This is a genomic window from Microcoleus sp. B4-D4 (assembly GCF_036705185.1).
In the GTDB taxonomy this organism is placed as follows: domain Bacteria; phylum Cyanobacteriota; class Cyanobacteriia; order Cyanobacteriales; family Microcoleaceae; genus Microcoleus.
In genome coordinates, this window is sequence record NZ_JAUBTX010000001.1 from 102,529 (window position 1) to 121,562 (window position 19,034).

The following is a 19,034-nucleotide window of genomic DNA, read 5'->3' on the forward strand; positions in this document are numbered from 1 at the left end:
AAATTTCTAAACCCGAATCCACTACATTTTAACAGTTTTAACTTATTATTAATTCTCCAACATTTGAGATTTGATGCCAGCACAAATGAAGCGAGCGCCCCACTCTCGCAGAACCCGTCAATGAAGCCATCTTCCACCCATCTACTATGTCAATCAAGCGATCGCACTCCATCGAACTCACGTTCAGTTATATTTAAGTTGCAGGATCGAAACCGTAAAATCACTGATGCAAAACTAAGATGAATCAATTACAATTATAAGAATTATAAACTTTCTGCTGACAATTAGGAAAAAGCCATGTTTATTATTGCAGGTTATGAATACTTAGAAAAAATTCACGATAGTTTAATGACCCAGGTTTATAGAGCGCGGAGAATTCGAGATCTTCAACCTGTTATTGTTAAAATTCTAAAAAAGGCATATCCTTCCAGTCAAGACATTTATGTATTTAAACATCAGTATGAATTGCTGAAAAACTTAGATTCAGAAGGCATTGTCAAAGCTTATAGCATAGAAAAATCTAACAATTATATAGCTATAATTTTAGAAGATTTTGGTGGCAATTCACTGAAAAATTTTTTAAATACTGATACAATTATACATTTATCTGTATTTTTGCAAATAGCAATTGGATCAACTAAAGCTTTAGAAGAAGTACATAAAATAAATATTATACACAAAGATATCAAGCCCGATAATATCATTATTAACCAGCGAACATTAAAAATAAAGCTCGCAGACTTTTCAATTGCATCACTTCTGATGCAAGAAAAATATCTAGCCAGCAATCCCGATCTATTAGAAGGAACTTTGGCCTATATGTCCCCAGAGCAAACTGGTAGGATGAATCGCGCGATTGATTATCGTACTGACTTTTATTCTTTGGGTGTCACATTTTATGAAATGCTGACTAGACAGTTGCCATTTCAAACTACAGATGCGATGGAACTCGTTCACAGTCATATTGCCAAAATACCCACTTTACCGCATGAACTGGATCCAACTATCCCGAAAGTAGTATCTGATATCGTGATGAAATTATTAGCTAAAACTGCTGAGGATAGATATCAAAGTGCTTATGGAATTAAGGCAGATTTGGAAGCGTGTTTAACTCAACTACAAACTAATGGAAGAATTGAAAATTTCATTCTCGGTCAGCATGATGTTTTTGCTAAATTTCAAATACCCCAAAAGCTTTACGGTCGCGATGGAGAAATTGCTACCCTAAACGCTGCTTTTGAAAGAACCAGTCAAGGTAAGAGTGAGATGATACTTGTTTCCGGTTACTCAGGAATCGGCAAGACAGCCTTGATTAATGAAATCGATCGACAAATTGTGCGGCGAAAGGGTTATTTTACTTCAGGAAAATGCGATCAATTTAAACGCGGTATTCCTTATGCTGCACTAATTCAAGCTTTTCAGACCTTGATTCGCCAGCTATTAACTGAAAGTGAAAAAAAAATTCAGATCTGGAAAGAAAAATTATTAAAAGCTTTGGGTACAAATGGCAGAGTTATTATTGAAGTCATTCCTGAAGTCGAATTAATTATGGGGTCGCAACCCCCTATTCCTCAATTAGAATCTGGAGAATCACAAAATCGATTTTATTTAGTCTTTCAAAAGTTTTTAGGTGTTTTTACCAGTAAAAAACATCCTTTAGTTCTTTTCATAGACGATTTACAGTGGGTTGATTCTGCCTCATTAAAATTACTCCAGCTACTAATGATGTCATTAGATAGTCAATACTTTTTGTTAATTGGAGCTTACCGAGATAACGAAGTGAATGAAGCTCATTCATTGACGTTGCTTTTGAATGAAATTCAAAAAGCTGGAGTTAAAGTAAATCAGATCGATATACAACCTTTAAATACTGTTCAAGTTAATGAATTAATTGCAGACACGCTTCACTGCGAATTAGAAAAAGCCTTACCTTTAGCAGAAATAGTCTTTAATAAAACGGCTGGCAATCCCTTTTTTGTAACTCAAATACTTAAAACATTCTACCAAGAGAACCTACTCTCATTCGATCCGAATGCTGGTAATTGGCAGTGGGATATTCAGCAAATTAAACAAGTTCAAATTACGGATAATGTTGTTGAATTAATGGTTGACAAAATTGAAGAACTTCCTAGTTTTACGCAAAATGTTTTAAAAGTAGCAGCTTGTATTGGTAATACCTTTACATTAAACGATCTAGCAATAGTCAATGAAAAATCTTTATCATCTACAGCAACAGAGCTTTGGGAAGCACTTCAAGAAGATTTAATTTTTCCTTTAAGCGGTGCTTATAAAATTCCTTTAGCTAATGATTTAAATACATCATTAACATTAGTTGATGAGTCAGAAAAACAAAGTAATTTATCTCTAAATATTGAGTATAAATTTTTGCACGATCGCGTTCAACAAGCCGCTTATTCTTTGATTCCAGCAGAGCAAAAAAAAGAAATTCATTTAAAAGTCGGTCAACTACTACTAAAGAATACTCAAACGACAGAAATAGAAGAGAAAGTTTTTGATATTGTCAATCACTTAAATATGGCTATAGAGTTAATTATAAGTGAAACAACCAAACAAGAACTAGCTCAATTAAATCTGTTGTCTGCGCGGAAAGCAAAGGCAGCAGCAGCTTATGAACTCGCGCAGAAATACTTAAATTTCGGTCTAGAACTACTTACGGAAGATAGTTGGTATAGTAATTATAAATTAACTGTGTCGCTGTATATAGAAACAGTAGAAGTAGAATATTTAAATGGTAATTTTGAAAGGTCAACCTTGCTTGGAGATATTGTTTTAAAACAAGCTGTTTCGCTTTTAGAAAAAGTCAAAATATATGAAATAAAAATTCAATTTTATATTTCTCTCAATCAGATGCAAGCAGCGCTTGACACATCGTTGTTAGTGCTGGAAATGTTAGGAGAACCTTTAGTTGAAAAATTGCCTGAAGAATTAGATATTGATAATTTAAGCAATTTACCAGAAATGACTGACCCTGATAAACTTGCAGCCATGCGAATATTAGTTAAAGCGATAACACCTGCTTATGTAATGAATCCAGCACTTTTAGCACCGATCGTGTTTACGATGATCGATATTTGCATTAAATATGGAAATTCATCACTATCTACTTTCGCTTATACTTTTCATGGCTTGCTCCTTTGTATTTCAACAGACACTATTGAAAGCGGATATCAGTTTGGTAACTTAGGAATAAATTTACTAGAAAAATTGAATGCAAAAGAAGTTAAAGCGAAAGTATATGCAGTATTTTATAATCATATTAAAATTTGGGTAAGCCATGTGAGGGAAACCATAGAACCTTTACAAGAGGTTGTTCAATATGGTTTAGAAAGTGGCGATTTAGAGTATGCTAGTTACGCGGCAGTTTACACTTCAGTTTATCCTTTTTTTGTAGGCGAGAATCTAAATGAAGTGTGTACTAAACAAACTATTTACACAAACCTATTAGTAAATTTAAAACAAAATTACTTTAGCTTGGGAATTACAATTTGGCGACAATTAGTTTTAAAACTTTTAAATAAGGACGAAAGTGAATGTAGAACACTCGGTAATTTTTTTGATGAAAAGGTAATGCTAACTAATTTTCTTGAATCAAATAATGGTGCGTTACTTTTTTCTACGTATCTTTCCAAATCAATATTTTTATATTTATTTGAAAATTATGCAGAAGCAGTTAGTTATGCAAAGCTAGCCGAGCAATATTCTGGTTGTATGGCTGCTCTAGTACATACAAGTGAACAAAATTTTTACTATTCTATGATTTTACTTGCACAATGTTCGTTCGTATCAGAAAATGAGCGGCAAGTCAATCTAGAACAAGTGGAATTAAACCAAATTAAATTAAAAAAATGGGCGTTATATGCTCCCATGAATTACGAACACAAATATTATTTGGTAGAAGCAGAAAAAGCTAAAATTTTAGGGCATATACTGCCAGCAATGGAATATTACGATCTAGCAATTCAAGGAGCCAAAGAGCAAGGTTATATTCACGAAGAAGCACTGGCGAATGAAAAAGCAGCAGAATTTTATCGCAGTCTTGGAAGAGAAAAAATAGCTCAAACATATTTAGTAGAGTCATACTATTTCTATGTTCGTTGGGGAGCAATAGCAAAAATTAAAGATTTGGAATCAAAATACCCGCAATTAATATCTTTAACCTCTAATGAAACTTCTAGTCGAGAACTAACTGTTACGACAAGTTCTTCTAGTATAGGAACTAAAGCAGATGTTTTAGACTTGGGAACTATTATCAAAGCATCCCAAGCTCTTGCAGGCGAAATTGTACTTGATAAGTTTTTGGATAAATTACTAAAAGTTTTAATGGAAAATGCTGGCGCTCAAACTAGCTGCCTTGTTTTAGAAACCGATGGTATTTTAACGCTCAAAGCGACTGGTACTGTAGAACAAGACAAAATAACTTTGTGGCCATCGACCTCTATAGATACTAGCCAAAAGTTACCAGTTTCTTTAATAAATTACGTAGCCCGAACTAAAGAGAATATTGTTTTAAATAATGCCGCAAAAGAGGGAATATTTATCAAAGATTCGTATATTCTTAAAGCTAAAGTTAAATCCATTTTATGTGCTCCAGTTGTCAATCAAAATAAACTCATTGGCATAATTTATTTGGAGAATAATTTAACTGTTGGGGCATTTACATCGGCTCGTTTAGAAATCGTTAAAATCCTTTCGACGCAGATAGTTATTTCTTTAGAAAATGCTTTGCTTTATAAAAATTTAGAAGAATACAGCCGCACGCTAGAAGAAAAGGTGAAAGAACGCACCTTTGAACTAAGCGAAAACAATGATAAATCAAAAGATCAAGCAATTAAATTACAAAAAGCTTTGGATGAACTAAAGCAAGCTCAAGCACAACTTATCCAAACTGAAAAAATGTCTAGTTTGGGACAATTAGTTGCTGGTGTTGCTCACGAAATAAACAATCCAGTCAACTTTATTTATGGTAATTTAAGCCACGCTGGCGAATATAGCCAACAATTATTACATTTAATTGCTCTCTACCAAGACAGCAATCCTAGTCCTCAACCAGAAATTCAAAATTATATTGAAGAAATTGAGTTGGAATACTTATTGGAAGATTTACCTAAATTGTTTTCTTCAATGCAACTGGGAGCAACCCGTATTCGCGAAATCGTTTTGTCACTCAGAAGTTTTTCTCGTTTAGATGAAGCAGATATCAAATCAGTAGATATCCATGAGGGTATTGAAAGTACGCTGTTAATTTTGCGAAACCGTTTGAATAAAAAGGCAGATAATTCAGCAATTCAGGTAATTAAAAACTATGGTAAACTGCCATTAGTAGAGTGTTACCCAGGGCAATTAAATCAAGTATTTATGAACGTTATTGCTAATGCTATTGATGCGTTAGAGCAGCGCGATCGCCATCGATCGCAAACACAGATGAAGGAAAATTATAGCACGATTCTTATCGTAACTGAACTAATAAATTGCGATTGGATAAGAATACGGATTGCTGACAATGGAACTGGCGTAACAGAAGAAGTGCTTACTAAACTATTTGACCCATTCTTCACAACCAAACCCGTTGGTTCTGGAACGGGTTTGGGGTTGTCTATTAGTTATCAAATTGTGGTTGAAAAACATGGCGGACGACTGAACTGCGTTTCAGCACCAGGTCAAGGTGCGGAGTTCATAATTGAGATTCCCGTAAATCAGCAAAATCGCCAAAAGTCAAGCTCCCTAATGTAGATTTTATTTGGTTGATTCTGAAGGTAGTAAATATTTTTGGATCGCTCCTACCTAAATTTGTGATTTTTTTCAATTTGGAGTAATCTATATTTAGTAGCACCGATCCAAAAAATAGCGAACAGAAGAGTAAGCTTTAAACTTAGCTCGAACCTGTCAAGCTTTTCGCTAAACACAAAGGCTTTTAGTTGAGCATTGCTTCAGAGTGAAAGTTATAGATAATCGCTGACAATCAGTCACTTAGTATAATTACTTAGAGGAAACATCAAATGTCCGATCATTTGAAAGGTGGAGCTATTCATCAACTGTTTGAATCTCAAGTAGAGCGTACACCGGATGCGGTGGCGGTGGTTTTTGAAGGACAAAAATTAACTTACCGAGAGCTGAATGTAAAAGCGAATCAGTTGGCGCATTACCTGCGATCGCTCGGAGTAAGGCCAGAAGTGTTAGTAGGCATCTGCGTCGAACGTTCTTTTGATACGATCATAGGAATCCTGGGCGTACTCAAAGCGGGTGGTGCTTACGTCCCAATAGACCCTGCCTATCCATCTGAGCGCATCGCTTATATGCTCGATGATTCGCAACTACCAGTTCTATTAACTCAGAAACAACTGATTGGCTCGTTATCAGAACATCAAGCACGGGTAGTTTGTCTAGATTCTGATTGGAAAAAAATCTCTGTGATGCCCGAAATTCCTCCCATCAGTGATGTGGTACCAGAGAACTTAGCTTATGTAATCTATACCTCCGGCTCAACCGGAAATCCCAAAGGAGTTCTCATTGCTCACCGAGGATTGTGCAATCTAGCGCAGGCACAAATCAAACTGTTTGATGTGCAGCCCGATAGCCGCGTTCTCCAGTTTGCCTCCTTGAGCTTTGACGCTTCTATTTGGGAAATTGTCATGGCTCTGTGTTCGGGAGCGCGGCTTTGCCTGGGAACGCGAGAGTCGCTGCAACCGGGACAACCTTTACTGCGACTATTGCAAGAGCAGGGGATTACCCATCTTACTCTCGTGCCATCAGCACTTGCTGCTCTGCCAAGTGAGGAGTTGCCAGCGTTGCAGAATATCATCGTCGCGGGAGAACCATGTCCGACAAATTTGGTTGCTCAATGGGCTAGAGGACGGCGGTTCTTTAATGCTTACGGGCCTACTGAGTCCACTGTCTGCGCTACAGTCGCACAATGCTTTGAAAGCATGGACGTGCTGCCAATTGGTCGTGCGATCGATAATACTCAAATCTATATTCTCGATCGCCATCTCCAACCCGTTTCCATCGGCATTCTTGGAGAACTCCACATTGCTGGTGTGGGACTAGCAAGAGGCTACCTCAACCGTCCCGAAACTACTCAAGAGAAATTTATTCCCAACCCCTTTAGCAACGAATCAGGTTCGCGCCTATACAAAACTGGTGACTTAGCCCGTTACTTACCTGACGGCAATATCGAATTTTTGGGTCGCATCGACCACCAAGTGAAAATTCGCGGCTTCCGCATCGAATTAGGAGAAATTGAAGCATCACTGCAACAACATCCTGATGTGCGACAAGCCGTTGCGATCGCACGCGAAGACGTACCGGGTGACAAGCGTTTAGTCGCCTACATCGTCTCTAATCTCATACCGGAACGGATACCTTATCAAAGTCCTTGCTTGGTTGAATTTGATGGTAATCGTACTATAGAAGTAACCACCGAAGACATTTCAATAGGTGGTATTAGCTTAGTAGGAATGACAGAAGTTTTAGAGCTATATAGTCGCGTCCGCTTGCGCCTACAGCTACCAGAAAATTCTCAATTTTTGTGGGTAGAAGGTAAAGTAGTATGGCAAGAAAAACAGCAAACGGGGATTCAGTTCGAGCTAACGCCAACGCAGCAAATTACCATCCAAACCAGCTTAGATTATCTCCTAGAAAAACAGAAAATTCTGAAATTTTTGCAACGCACGGTTAGCCGTAACCTCCGTAACTTCTTAAAACAGAAGTTGCCTGAATACATGGTGCCTTCTAACTTTGTCATCCTGAAAGAATTGCCGCTAACTCCCAACGGAAAAGTGGATCGTCAAGCGCTACCTTCACCGAAACAAATCAGAAAGAAACTGACAAATAGCAATATTGACTCTGTAACTGATATTGTAGATAACCCAGATGTTTTAGAACGGGAGCGAGAGCTTGAGTTAATGCCTTTCGTTCCTCCTCGCACTCCGGTTGAAGAAGTGATAGCAAGAATTTGGGCGGAAATTTTAGATTTAGACCAAGTTGGGATTCATGACAACTTTTTGGAATGCGGAGGACACTCGTTACTAGCTGCTCAAGTTATCTCTCGCATCCGAAATACGCTTGCAATAGAATTGTCTCTGCGCTCTTTGTTTGAAGCACCCACAATAGCGGAATTAGCCCAGCAAATAGAAACAGAACTTCAAACAAACTCAAGGTTGCCACTTTCTCCAATCGAAGTGATTTCTCGCAACCAGAATTTGCCTCTCTCTTTTGGCGAACAACAGTTGTGGTTTTTGGCACAAGTGGAACCGGGTAATCCTTTTTATAACGAACACTTTACAATTTACTTACCGAGTTCGATCGATCGATTAGCGTTAGAACAAAGTTTCAACCAAATTATCGATCGTCACGAAATTCTGCGAACCAACTTTTCTATCTTCGATGGGCAACCAATTCGGATCGTTCAGCCAAGTTGCTATTTACCTCTGCCATTAATTAATCTTCAAGAAATAGCGTCAGAAAGCGATCGCGAAACAGAAGCTTTGCGGTTGGTAACAGAAAAAGCACGGCAACCTTTTAATCTTACCTCTGATTTGTTGTTGAGAGCTACTCTAATTCAACTCAGCGAGACGGATTACAGACTATACATAACCGTACATCACATTATTTTAGATGCGGTTTCTATATACAGCGTACTATTTCCCGAACTGGTGACACTCTACGAAGCTATTTGCGATCGCAAACCCTCCTCCCTGCCCGAATTAATCGTTCAGTATGCCGACTTTGCCTACTGGCAGCGGCAACAATTACAAGTAGAATTACTGAAGTCACAGCTAGCTTACTGGAAACAGCAATTAGCAGATTTGCCCCCGCTACATTTGCCCACCGATCGTCCAAGACCGCCAGTTCAAAAGTTTCGGGGCGCAATACAAACTCTGGCATTTTCCAAGAGTTTAACTGAAGCACTGAAAGCTTTATCTCGTCAGGAAAATGTCACTTTATTCATGACATTAATGGCGGTATTCAAAATTTTGCTCTACCGCTATTCGGGACAAGAAGATATTCCCGTCGCCACCGTTACTGCTGGGCGCAACCGACCGGAAATTGAAGGATTAATTGGGTATTTCCTCAATACGCTGATCCTACGTACTGACCTTTCTGGTTTCCCCAGTTTCCGACAGTTACTTTCCAGGGAAAGAGAAGTAGCTTTAGGAGCTTATACTTACCAAGAATTGCCATTCGAGAAGTTGGTGGAAGAACTTCAACCAGAAAGAAGGCTGGGTCAGAATCCATTATTTCAAGTGCTGTTTATTTTGGAACCACCAATTGCAACCTTTGATTATACGGATTGGCAAATCAACCAGATGGACATTCATATCGGTACGTCAAAGTGCGATTTGTTTCTCCAACTAGAAGAAAAAACGGAAGGAATTATCGGTCGTTTTGAGTACGATACGGACTTATTTGATGCTGCTACTATTTCCCGGATGGTTGGACATTTTATCACTTTGTTGGAAAGTATTGTTGCCAACCCAGACCAGTCTATCTTGAAGTTGTCTTTGTTAACAATTGACGAACAAAAGCAGTTAATAAATTGGAATGCTACTGGAGTCAATTATTCGCATAATAAGTGCGTTCACCAGTTATTTGAAACTCAAGTAGAACGAACTCCCGATGCGGTAGCAGTTATCTTTGAGGGGGAGCAACTCACTTATCGGGAGTTGAATCAACGGGCGAATCAATTAGCGCATCATTTACGATCGCTAGGAGTTGTACCAGATACGGTAGTTGGTATCTGCTTAGAACGATCGCTGGAAATGGCGATCGGACTTTTGGGCATCCTAAAAGCAGGTGCAGCTTACTTACCTCTCGACCCAGCTTATCCGCAAGAACGGATAGCTTATATGCTGGAAAATGCCGGAGTTCCAGTAGTGCTAACTCAGGCAAATTTATTGCCGCCACTATTAGAGTATGGGATACCAGCGATCTGTTTAGATCGGGGCTGGAAATCGATCGCCCAACGCCCGCAAGATAACCCCACCACAGCCGTATTGCCCGACCATTTAGCTTACGTTATCTATACATCAGGTTCTACAGGCAAACCTAAAGGGGTAGCAATGAGTCATCGTCCCCTGGTAAATCTAATCGATTGGCAATTACAAAATTTCGCTTTTCCTGCTACTAAAACCCTCCAATTTGCCCCCATCAGTTTCGATGTTTCTTTTCAGGAGTGTTTTTCCAGTTGGTGTTCTGGCGGCACTTTGGTGTTAATTTCAGACATGATTCGCAAAGATGCAGTAGCTTTATTGCAACTTCTCCAAGATGAAGCGATCGAACGTTTATTTCTTCCTTTTATTGCCCTTCAACATCTAGCTGAGGTTGCTGAGGAACGAGGAACCGTACCTCATAGTTTGCGAGAAATTATGACGGCTGGCGAACAGTTACAAATTAGTCGAGCGATCGTCAATTGGTTTAGTCAGCTAAAAGATTGCACTTTGCACAATCAATATGGCCCTTCTGAAAGTCATGTTGTAACGGTATTTACTCTCACTGGTTTACCTGAAAACTGGCCTAAATTGCCTTCTATCGGTCGTCCTATTGCCAATGCTCAAATCCACATCCTCGATTCACAATTACAACCAGTACCTATTGGTATTCTAGGAGAAATTTACATAGGTGGTGTTAGTTTGGCCAATGGTTATATCAACCGACCAGATTTAACATCCCAACGGTTTATTGCCAGCCCATCATTAAATAGTAATGAGTTATTAGTTTTGAACTCTGAATTAGAAGAAAACTCACAATTCACAATTCAAAATTCAAAGCTGTACAAAACTGGCGATCTAGCCCGCTATTTACCAGATGGTAACATCGAGTATATGGGTCGAATGGACGACCAAGTAAAGATTCGCGGTTTTCGGATTGAGTTAGGAGAGATTGAGACTGCATTGGGGCAACATCCAAATGTATTGGGAGTTGTTGTTATTGTTAGGGAAGATATACCGGGCGACAAGCGTTTAGTTGCTTATATAGTTGTCTCCAAAGAGTTAGCATATTCTGCCAACGAACTGCGGCACTTTTTGCAAGAAAAGTTACCTGAATACATGATTCCTAATGCTTTTGTATTTTTAGAAGCACTGCCTTTAACTCCTTCTGGAAAAGTAAATCGACGAATCTTACCAGCGCCAGAAGGAAATCGAGAAGAACTAGAAACAGCATTCATTGCGCCTCGTACTCCTGTGGAAGAAAAGTTAGCTGAAATCTGGAAAAAGATTCTCGGTATCGATCGAGTTGGCGTTTACGATCGCTTTTTCGATTTGGGCGGCCATTCTTTAAAAGTTACTCAGCTAATGTTTAAAGTGAAAGATGCTTTTCAGGTAGAAGTATCGCTAAGACAATTCTTTGAAGTACCGACTATTGCTGGAATTGCGGATGCGATCGCTCTCGCTAGTCGCCCAGATTTCAATTCTACATCACCACAAAAAGAAATTATCAATCTAAACGGGGAAGCAATTCTAGATCCTACCATCTCTCCTGAAAATATTAATTTTGAATGGGGTAAAGAACCATCCCATATCTTATTAACAGGAGCAACCGGATTTCTCGGTACTCACTTACTTAATGACTTACTAAACAAAACGCAGGCAAATATTTATTGCCTGGTAAGAGCATCCAACCTCGAACAAGGCATCGAAAGAATCCAAAAAAGTCGAGAACGCTACTTACTTGATAACCAACCTATCAGCAACCGCATCATTCCAATTTTAGGAGATTTATCTCAACCCTTCTTAGGGCTTACATCAAATCAATTTTACGCATTGGCAAGCGAAATCGATGTAATTTACCATAATGGTGCATCAACAAATCTGATTTATCCATACTCTGCATTGAAAGCGGTAAACGTTCTCAGTACGCAGGAAGTTTTGAGATTAGCCTGCATTATAAAAGTAAAACCCGTGCATTTCGTTTCTACCATTGGCGTATTTTGCTCGGATACTTACGAGGGATATACATTAGTTCGAGAACAAGACGAACTACCTGATAGTGAAACTCTTTCTGAAGGTTACGATCGAAGTAAATGGGTAGCTGAAAAATTAGTTATGATTGCCCATTCTAGAGGGCTACCCGTTTATATTTATAGACCGGGATTCATCTCAGGAGACAGCCAAACGGGTATTTGCAATACTGCCGATCTGCTCCGCAGAATACTTATAGGTTGCATTCAAATGGGAAAAACACCTGATTTAGACATGATGGTAGACATGACTCCTGTGGATTATGTTAGCCAAGCGATCGTTCATTTATCCAAGCAAAAAGAATTGGTCGGGAAAGCTTTCCATTTAGTTAACCCTCACCCCATTGTTTGGAATCAGCTTTGCGATTCAATTCGCTCTCTTGGCTGCTCACTCGAACGCATTCCTTACAAACAGTGGCACTTTGAGTTATTAAAATCGGTTGAAAATTCACCAGAAAATGCTTTGCATCCACTGGTCAGCCTTTTCTCTAATGAAACCGTAATTTTACAGACAATCACAAGTCTTTACTTTGATTCTCAAAACGCGATCGATGGTTTAGTTGGTAGCTGCATTAGCTGTCCACCTATAGATGAAAGATTGTTAAATACTTACTTATCGTACTTACTGAAGTTTAGACTAACCGCGCCTTATACCAATTCTCTAAATGCCGACTACAGATAATGCCTCTAATATATATGTTCTTCCAAGAATTATAGATATTGTCTACTTATTTTGACGAACAGTAGAAACTAAAACGGTAGTAATAAATATGTAGTGATATCATGTCCGGTAGCATAACCATAATTAAGCCGCCACTTGGGGCCACCAATGGAAATTTGTCAAACCTCGAACTAAGTCTTGCTGTTGGAGTAATTGTTGGCAACGATTAAATAAAATTTCCTCTAATTCATCAAGATTTTTAAATGTTCGATTAGCAAGAGGCTCATTTGTAAGTGGCCAAAGTCTTTCTGCGCCTTTGTAGTTCTGGAGAGTGAGAGGGCATTTCTATAATATGAATGCCCTGCGGTACATCAAGTTTTTTAGCGGTATGCCATCCAGCTCGATCTAAAGTCAATACGACTTGTTTATTTTCCCCGACTTCAAAATGTTGGGCGAAATCGGCTAAAACTTGATTAAAAATTTCGGTATTCACAAAAGGTAGAATCCACGCCTTTGTTTCTCCAGATTGTGGGTGAACGAAGCCATACAACCACAACCATTTAAATCGCCAATTTACCGATGCTACGGGTACTGTCGATTCATCTACCCAAATACGTCAAATTATTGGTTTCAGCCCAACTCTATGTTCATCCATTGTCCAAACTTCTACATCGGCATTTGGGTACTCTTCTTGAACTTAATTCACCGTTTTTGCTAATTTTTTTTCCATTGTTCCTGTTCCGTAAAGTCTGCTTCCTGATGAGAGGGTCGAGGTACTCTCAAACGTAGTCTCATTGCCTTCAAATACTCCCAACCTCGTTGTCTACTAACTGAACGTCCTAATAATTCACTCATCCAATTTGCAACTTTCTGTCCGTTCCAAAGCCCACCCACAGTTGGAGGTGATTGTAGCGCTTGCCATAGTTGTGCTTGTTGTACATCATTCAAAAGTGTATGGGCATCTGGATGTTCATGCCTTTTATCTCCAAGTGATTTTGGACCAATGCGGTTAAGCTGATACGCAGCTATACCGTATAATATAAATATAAATTAAGCGATAATTAGTTGTAATATATGCCAGCTCAAAACCATCTATATCAAAATCAAAAACAGAGACTTATTAAACTACTAAAAGAGTCTGATGAAAATTACATGAGGGGAAAAATTCTAATTTTATGGCTAATAAATGACGGAAAAACTTATCGAAAAATTAGTGAATTTATGGAAATTTCTTACACAAAAGTGGCTTATTGGTCAGTTCATGGCGACCGGATAATTTGGATAGTTTTTTAGATAAAAGAAGCCCAGAAAATTTTCGCAAATTCACTCCAAAGTCTGAACAAATATTGATAGATACAATCGATAAAGCTCCCGAAGAATATGGATATGAATTTGGGAGATGGACGGCAGCCAGATTAGCAACATATTTAGAAAAAGTCACAGGAATTAAATTGAGTGGTTCCCAAATATCCCGGATACTACAAAAAAAAATACGTTTACATTTGGGCGAAATATAGCTTAGAATCCAAACAAAATCCCCTTGAAATGGAAGTATTTAAACAGAAACTATCGGAGTATTTGAGAATAACTAAAGAAATGCCAGAGCTTTTACAGGTATGGTAAAGGGCGTGAGAGTGGATTCAGTTTACGAGTGATAAGAAGAAAAATTTGGGGTAAAAAAGGTAGTCGAAAAAAAATTACAGATCAAAGGGAAAGAGGCAGAGTAAATATCATGGGTCGGTTGAGATATCATGACAAAAAAAGGTTAAATTTTGTGATAAAAAGAGGAGACTCGAAGACAATTTATGAGCAAATTAATGATTTAAATGATTCGATAGTTCAAGAATGGAGAGAACTGGGCAATCAAACTGAAAACTTTGCCGAATCTGGAATGAAGATTGTAATCATTTTAGACAATGCTATTTTTCATAAAAAAAAAGATATTTTGAGCCAAATATCAGCCGAAATGCCTCAGATTATTTTAGAATTTTTGCCACCTTACAGCCCTGATTATAATTTGATTGAATTGGTTTGGCATTCAGCGAAAGAATATAGCACATCGACTGTTTAAGTCAGTAGAAGAATTGTCTGATTTGCTACATAAATTATTAAATAAAGGAGAAATGGTTATTAAATGGGATCGAAAAATCAAAAATAAAGGCAATGCTATTTTATCCGGTTTAGCTGCGTAGCAGCTTATTGACGGAATCGGTGGCGGGCCGCGATCGCCCTCGACGGTACTCAAGACTCCCAAGCTAAAGAATTGCTCTCGGAACTGCAGCGGGATGAGCATTACAGGGTGGTTGCTGCGGCTTTGGAAGGCACTGTGGCAGAAAACTGAGAAAACTCGCGAGGGCGATCGACTCACGGGCGAGATCGAGGAGCTCGACCAGACATACATAATTTGTTACCCGTGAGCCGAGGATCGGCAACTGTCTCGCAGCTTCCCCCAGAAATCCTCCCAAGCAGTCTGGCTGGACGCAAGCGGGATCGAACACCCGCTTTGGGCCTCAAGCATCTCTCGGAGAAACCGCGTTTTTGCGTAAATCCTCCCCTGGTAGGATGATCCACGCCCTGTGTCCCCTATAGCAGAATGTTACAGATTATTACTTTGTTTCTAATAAATGAGACTGAGAGGCCCGTTGTCTTTTATGTTCTAAATCGACTTGTTAAATAACAAGATTTTTACCTTTTATTCAGAAGGAGAGCTCAATGCTAGACGCATTTTCCAGAGCCGTAATCACGGCAGATGCCAAAACCGGTACTATTGGTGGCGCTGAACTTACTTCACTAAGAAGCTTTATTGCTGAAGGCAACAAGCGCTTGGATGCAGTAAACGCGATCGCTAGCAACGCTAGCTGCATAGTTTCTGATGCCATCGCCGGCATGGTCTGCGAAAACCAAGGTTTGATTCAAGCCGGTGGCAATTGCTACCCGAACCGCCGCATGGCTGCTTGCTTGCGCGACGGCGAAATCATCCTGCGTTACATCAGCTACGCTTTGTTGGCTGGTGATGCTTCCGTTTTGGACGATCGTTGCTTGAATGGTTTGAAAGAAACCTACATCGCTCTGGGCGTGCCTTCTGGCTCCGCAGTTCGTGCAGTTCAAATCATGAAAGCTAGCTCTGTTGCTCACATCAATAGCACCAACACAGAAGCTCAAGCTGGTAATCGCTTCCGCAAAATGGAAACCATCGATGGCGACTGCTCCTCTTTGGCATCTGAAGCTGCTAGCTACTTCGATCGCGTTGCTTCTGCTCTGAGCTAATTCAAGCAGACCAATAGTTACTGGCTCTGCGGCCAGTTGAATTGAAACAAACTGTCAAAAATCTATTTCTGGAGATCTCAGAACATGAAATCAGTAATCACCACAGTAGTTACGGCTGCTGATGCGGCGGGGCGTTTCCCCTCCTCTTCTGACTTGGAATCGGTTCAAGGAAGCATTCAACGCGCTGCTGCTCGTTTAGAAGCTGCTGAAAAGCTGGCTGCTGGAATCGACGCAGTTGCTAAAGAAGGCTACGATGCTTGCATCAAAAAATATCCTTACTTGAACAACGCTGGCGAAGCCAACGAAACTCAAGTCAAAAAAGACAAGTGTATGCGCGACATCAAGCACTACCTGCGCTTGATCAACTACTGCTTGGTAGTTGGCGGCACCGGCCCTCTTGATGAATGGGGTATTGCTGGTCAACGCGAAGTTTACCGCGCCTTGAACTTGCCTACAGCTCCTTACGTTGCTGCTTTGGTGTACACTCGCGATCGCGCTTGCGCTCCTCGCGATATGTCTCCTCAAGCCTTGGTAGAGTTCCGCGCTCTCCTCGACTACACGATCAACTCTCTTTCCTAGAAAGCTCGATCGCTTAATTCACGGCTAGGTTGGACATAAGTTCGATCGGTTGTGGGGGACTCTTGGGACGCTGCAAAAGCCTAAATCGGGTTTAGTGTCGTGCTAAGAGTCCCTTAACATTTGTTAGTTGTCAGTTGTCAGTTGTCAGTTGTCAGTTGTTAGTTGTTAGTTATTGGTTATTAGTTATTGGTTATTAGTTATTGGTTATTAGTTATTAGTTATTAGTTATTAGTTATTAGTTATTGGTTATTAGTTATTGGTTATTAGTTATTGGTTATTAGTTATTAGTGATGAAAAGGGATTAAAAGAAATAATTTGTGTATCGGTGTTTTTGGTGGTATCGTACTGTTAGTTGTTGGTAATTGGTAAGTGGATAAGCGTTTTTTTAATTTATTTAATCTGACAGAAGAACAGGCGATCGCCATTTTGGAAACGCCGGCCCAAAAACTAGATGACCCTTACGATCGCTACATTGCAGCTTCTCATTTAGTGAATTTTTCCACAGAAAAGTCGATCGCCGCCCTGATTGTAGCCGTGGAAAATACCGACGATGGTCTTGACAATCGCTCAGTTCGCCGCAAAGCAGCAGAAACCTTGGGGCGCTTGCAGGCAAAATCTGCACTCACATCTCTCCATGCTTGCTTGGGCGATGATGACTGTTACGTGGTAGAAAATGCAGTTTGGGCGATCGGCGAAATCGGCACAGAAAATCCCGATATCTTAGAAGATATTGCCAAATTGCTCGACAAACCAACTCAAAGCTATCGGGTAATCATCCACGCTTTGGCAAAATTAAATTACACAGCAGCAATCTCGCGCCTCAACAAATTTGTAGAGGATAAAGATGGGATGATTCAAGGTGCGGCCATCACCACAATCTGCCGCTTTACGGGAGATTACTCGCAAATGTCGCGCGTGGTAGAGTTGCTGCAAAGCAGCAATGTTAACGATCGCCGCAGCAGCATTCAAGATTTAATAGACGCCAAATATTACAAAGCAATTCCTGAGATTTCCCGCTGTCCCGTGTCTTTGGTGTTTCGCCTGCGGGCCGTGCGGATGCTAGCGAGTGCGGGGATTCCTGCTGGAGAGATTGCTTTTGCCGAAATTGAACCGATTCTCGATCGCATAATTGGCGATCGGCCCGACGACCTCGATTTAGTACACGAATACGACCAACTACCAAGCCTCGAATTTGCCATTAATGAACTCTACGAAACCGATTTCGGACGCTGTTATCTGGCAACCAAAACCATCCTAGAATCCTACAAAGATGAAGCACCGGAGGCCTTACTGGCAACTTATGCAAAATCAGCATACAACGATTACGGCGCGCACTATCATGTCATGAAACTGCTGGGTTGGCTCAACTACGCCCCTGCCTTCGATTTACTCATAGAAGCGCTGCACAATCGAGAACCGCAGTTTCAAAAATCCCGCGCCGCCGCAGCCTTCGCCCTCGGCGAAATCGGCGACAAACGCGCTATTGCTGAAATAAAAGTTGGTCTGGAAACTAGAATTTGGGATTTGAAATATGCTAGTTTGATGGCATTGCAAAAATTAGGAGACAAAAGCGGCCGCGAGATTTTGGCTGCCGATGAGGATTTGCTGCTGCGGGCAAAAGCGGCGAGTTTAATCTCTAGAGTATAATAATTTAAGGTTGTTGACTGTTAACTGTTGACTGTTAACTGTTAACTGTTAACTGTTGACTGTTGACTGTTAACTGTTAACTGCCAACTAACAACTGCCAACTGCCAACTAACAACTGCCAACTGCCAACTGACTACTGACTAAAATGCCGAAAGAAGAACTTTTCCAACAGCTAAAGCATCCAAATCCGCACCTGCGGAAACGCGCAATCAGCGAAATAGCTGAAACTCGCGATGAAACGACTATTGGGCAGTTGATGGGAATTTTGGACGAGGAAGATGTTGTTTATCGCCGATCGGCAGTGCAAGTTTTGGGGATAATCGGTAACGATGCTGTGCCGTTGCTGGTAGATTCTCTGCTCAATAGCAAGAATGCCACGATTCAGGCGAGTTGTGCAAAAGCATTAACGGCGATCGCTGTCAACTATCCCGATATAACTTTTCCAGAATTAGGATTGCAAGGGCTGCAAAAAGCACTAAGCGATCCGAATCCGGTGGTTTATATCTCCTCGGTAATGGCGCTGGGACAAATTGGTACCGCCGCGTTGGATATCTTGATTGAGACGATCGAGAATACTGACAATATTGCCTTGGCTGTGGCGATAACTGGTTCCTTGGCGACAATCGGAGGCACAAAAGCCCAGGAGGTTTTGGAGGCGGCGGCGGCCAATCCTGATGCCGATCCTTATATTCGCGAGTCTGCTGAAAGTGCTTTGTCTCGAATGAATCAGGTGACTAAGTGGAATTCCGGCGGTTAGTTGGATTGAATGGGCGATCGACCATTTAGATCAAATCCAGTTAGATCGAAATAATACCGCAGTGCTGTCTGCAGCGGACAGAACTGCACCCTCAGAAAATTATGATTCCGATGCAAACGGAAAGAATATCACAGCCCGTCCGATCG

At 40.3% G+C, this 19,034-nt stretch carries 8 protein-coding genes and 1 pseudogene; 7 read left to right on the forward strand and 2 right to left on the reverse strand.

The window, feature by feature from the left end; all coding sequences use genetic code 11:
• The first annotated feature begins 297 nt into the window (after positions 1-297).
• Positions 298-5,751, forward strand: coding sequence for an ATP-binding sensor histidine kinase (locus QUB13_RS00385; RefSeq protein ID WP_333377626.1), 5,454 nt, complete (start codon positions 298-300; stop codon positions 5,749-5,751).
• A 266-nt stretch (positions 5,752-6,017) separates the two neighbouring features.
• On the forward strand, positions 6,018-12,659 hold the full coding sequence (locus tag QUB13_RS00390) for an amino acid adenylation domain-containing protein (RefSeq protein WP_333377629.1): 6,642 nt from the start codon (positions 6,018-6,020) through the stop codon (positions 12,657-12,659).
• A gap of 262 nt (positions 12,660-12,921) precedes the next feature.
• On the opposite strand, the gene QUB13_RS00395 is transcribed toward QUB13_RS00390, so the two are convergent.
• Both QUB13_RS00395 and QUB13_RS30340 read right to left on the reverse strand, forming a co-directional pair.
• On the reverse strand, positions 12,922-13,194 hold the full coding sequence (locus tag QUB13_RS00395; RefSeq protein ID WP_333377632.1) for a transposase: 273 nt from the start codon (positions 13,192-13,194) through the stop codon (positions 12,922-12,924).
• Positions 13,195-13,352: 158 nt separating this feature from the next.
• Positions 13,353-13,532: a helix-turn-helix domain-containing protein gene (locus tag QUB13_RS30340; RefSeq protein WP_442921980.1), complete on the reverse strand. Its 180-nt coding sequence runs from the start codon at positions 13,530-13,532 to the stop codon at positions 13,353-13,355.
• A gap of 180 nt (positions 13,533-13,712) precedes the next feature.
• Between QUB13_RS30340 and QUB13_RS00400 the strand changes: the two are divergent.
• From QUB13_RS00400 to QUB13_RS00420, 5 genes and pseudogenes are all read left to right on the forward strand, one after another.
• Positions 13,713-14,830 (forward strand): annotated as a pseudogene (locus QUB13_RS00400) (IS630 family transposase).
• Positions 14,831-15,350: 520 nt separating this feature from the next.
• A complete protein-coding gene (locus QUB13_RS00405) occupies positions 15,351-15,905 on the forward strand; it encodes a bleomycin hydrolase (RefSeq protein ID WP_194069665.1) in 555 nt (184 codons plus the stop codon).
• Between the two features lie 84 nt (positions 15,906-15,989).
• A complete protein-coding gene (locus tag QUB13_RS00410; protein WP_194012005.1) occupies positions 15,990-16,484 on the forward strand; it encodes a bleomycin hydrolase in 495 nt (164 codons plus the stop codon).
• A 369-nt stretch (positions 16,485-16,853) separates the two neighbouring features.
• Positions 16,854-18,131 (forward strand): HEAT repeat domain-containing protein, encoded by a 1,278-nt coding sequence (locus QUB13_RS00415; RefSeq protein WP_333377634.1) that lies wholly within the window; start codon positions 16,854-16,856, stop codon positions 18,129-18,131.
• 145 nt (positions 18,132-18,276) lie between these two features.
• Complete coding sequence (locus QUB13_RS00420; RefSeq protein WP_333115259.1) at positions 18,277-18,888, forward strand: HEAT repeat domain-containing protein; 612 nt, start codon at positions 18,277-18,279, stop codon at positions 18,886-18,888.
• Positions 18,889-19,034: the final 146 nt, after the last annotated feature.

Bases quoted from the DNA above. Each gene is read 5' to 3' on its own strand.
- QUB13_RS00410 (WP_194012005.1), top strand. From the start codon at position 15,990: ATGAAATCAGTAATCACCACAGTAGTTACGGCTGCTGATGCGGCGGGG.
- QUB13_RS00390 (WP_333377629.1), top strand. From the start codon at position 6,018: ATGTCCGATCATTTGAAAGGTGGAGCTATTCATCAACTGTTTGAATCT.
- QUB13_RS00385 (WP_333377626.1), top strand. From the start codon at position 298: ATGTTTATTATTGCAGGTTATGAATACTTAGAAAAAATTCACGATAGT.
- QUB13_RS00420 (WP_333115259.1), top strand. From the start codon at position 18,277: ATGCCGAAAGAAGAACTTTTCCAACAGCTAAAGCATCCAAATCCGCAC.
- QUB13_RS00405 (WP_194069665.1), top strand. From the start codon at position 15,351: ATGCTAGACGCATTTTCCAGAGCCGTAATCACGGCAGATGCCAAAACC.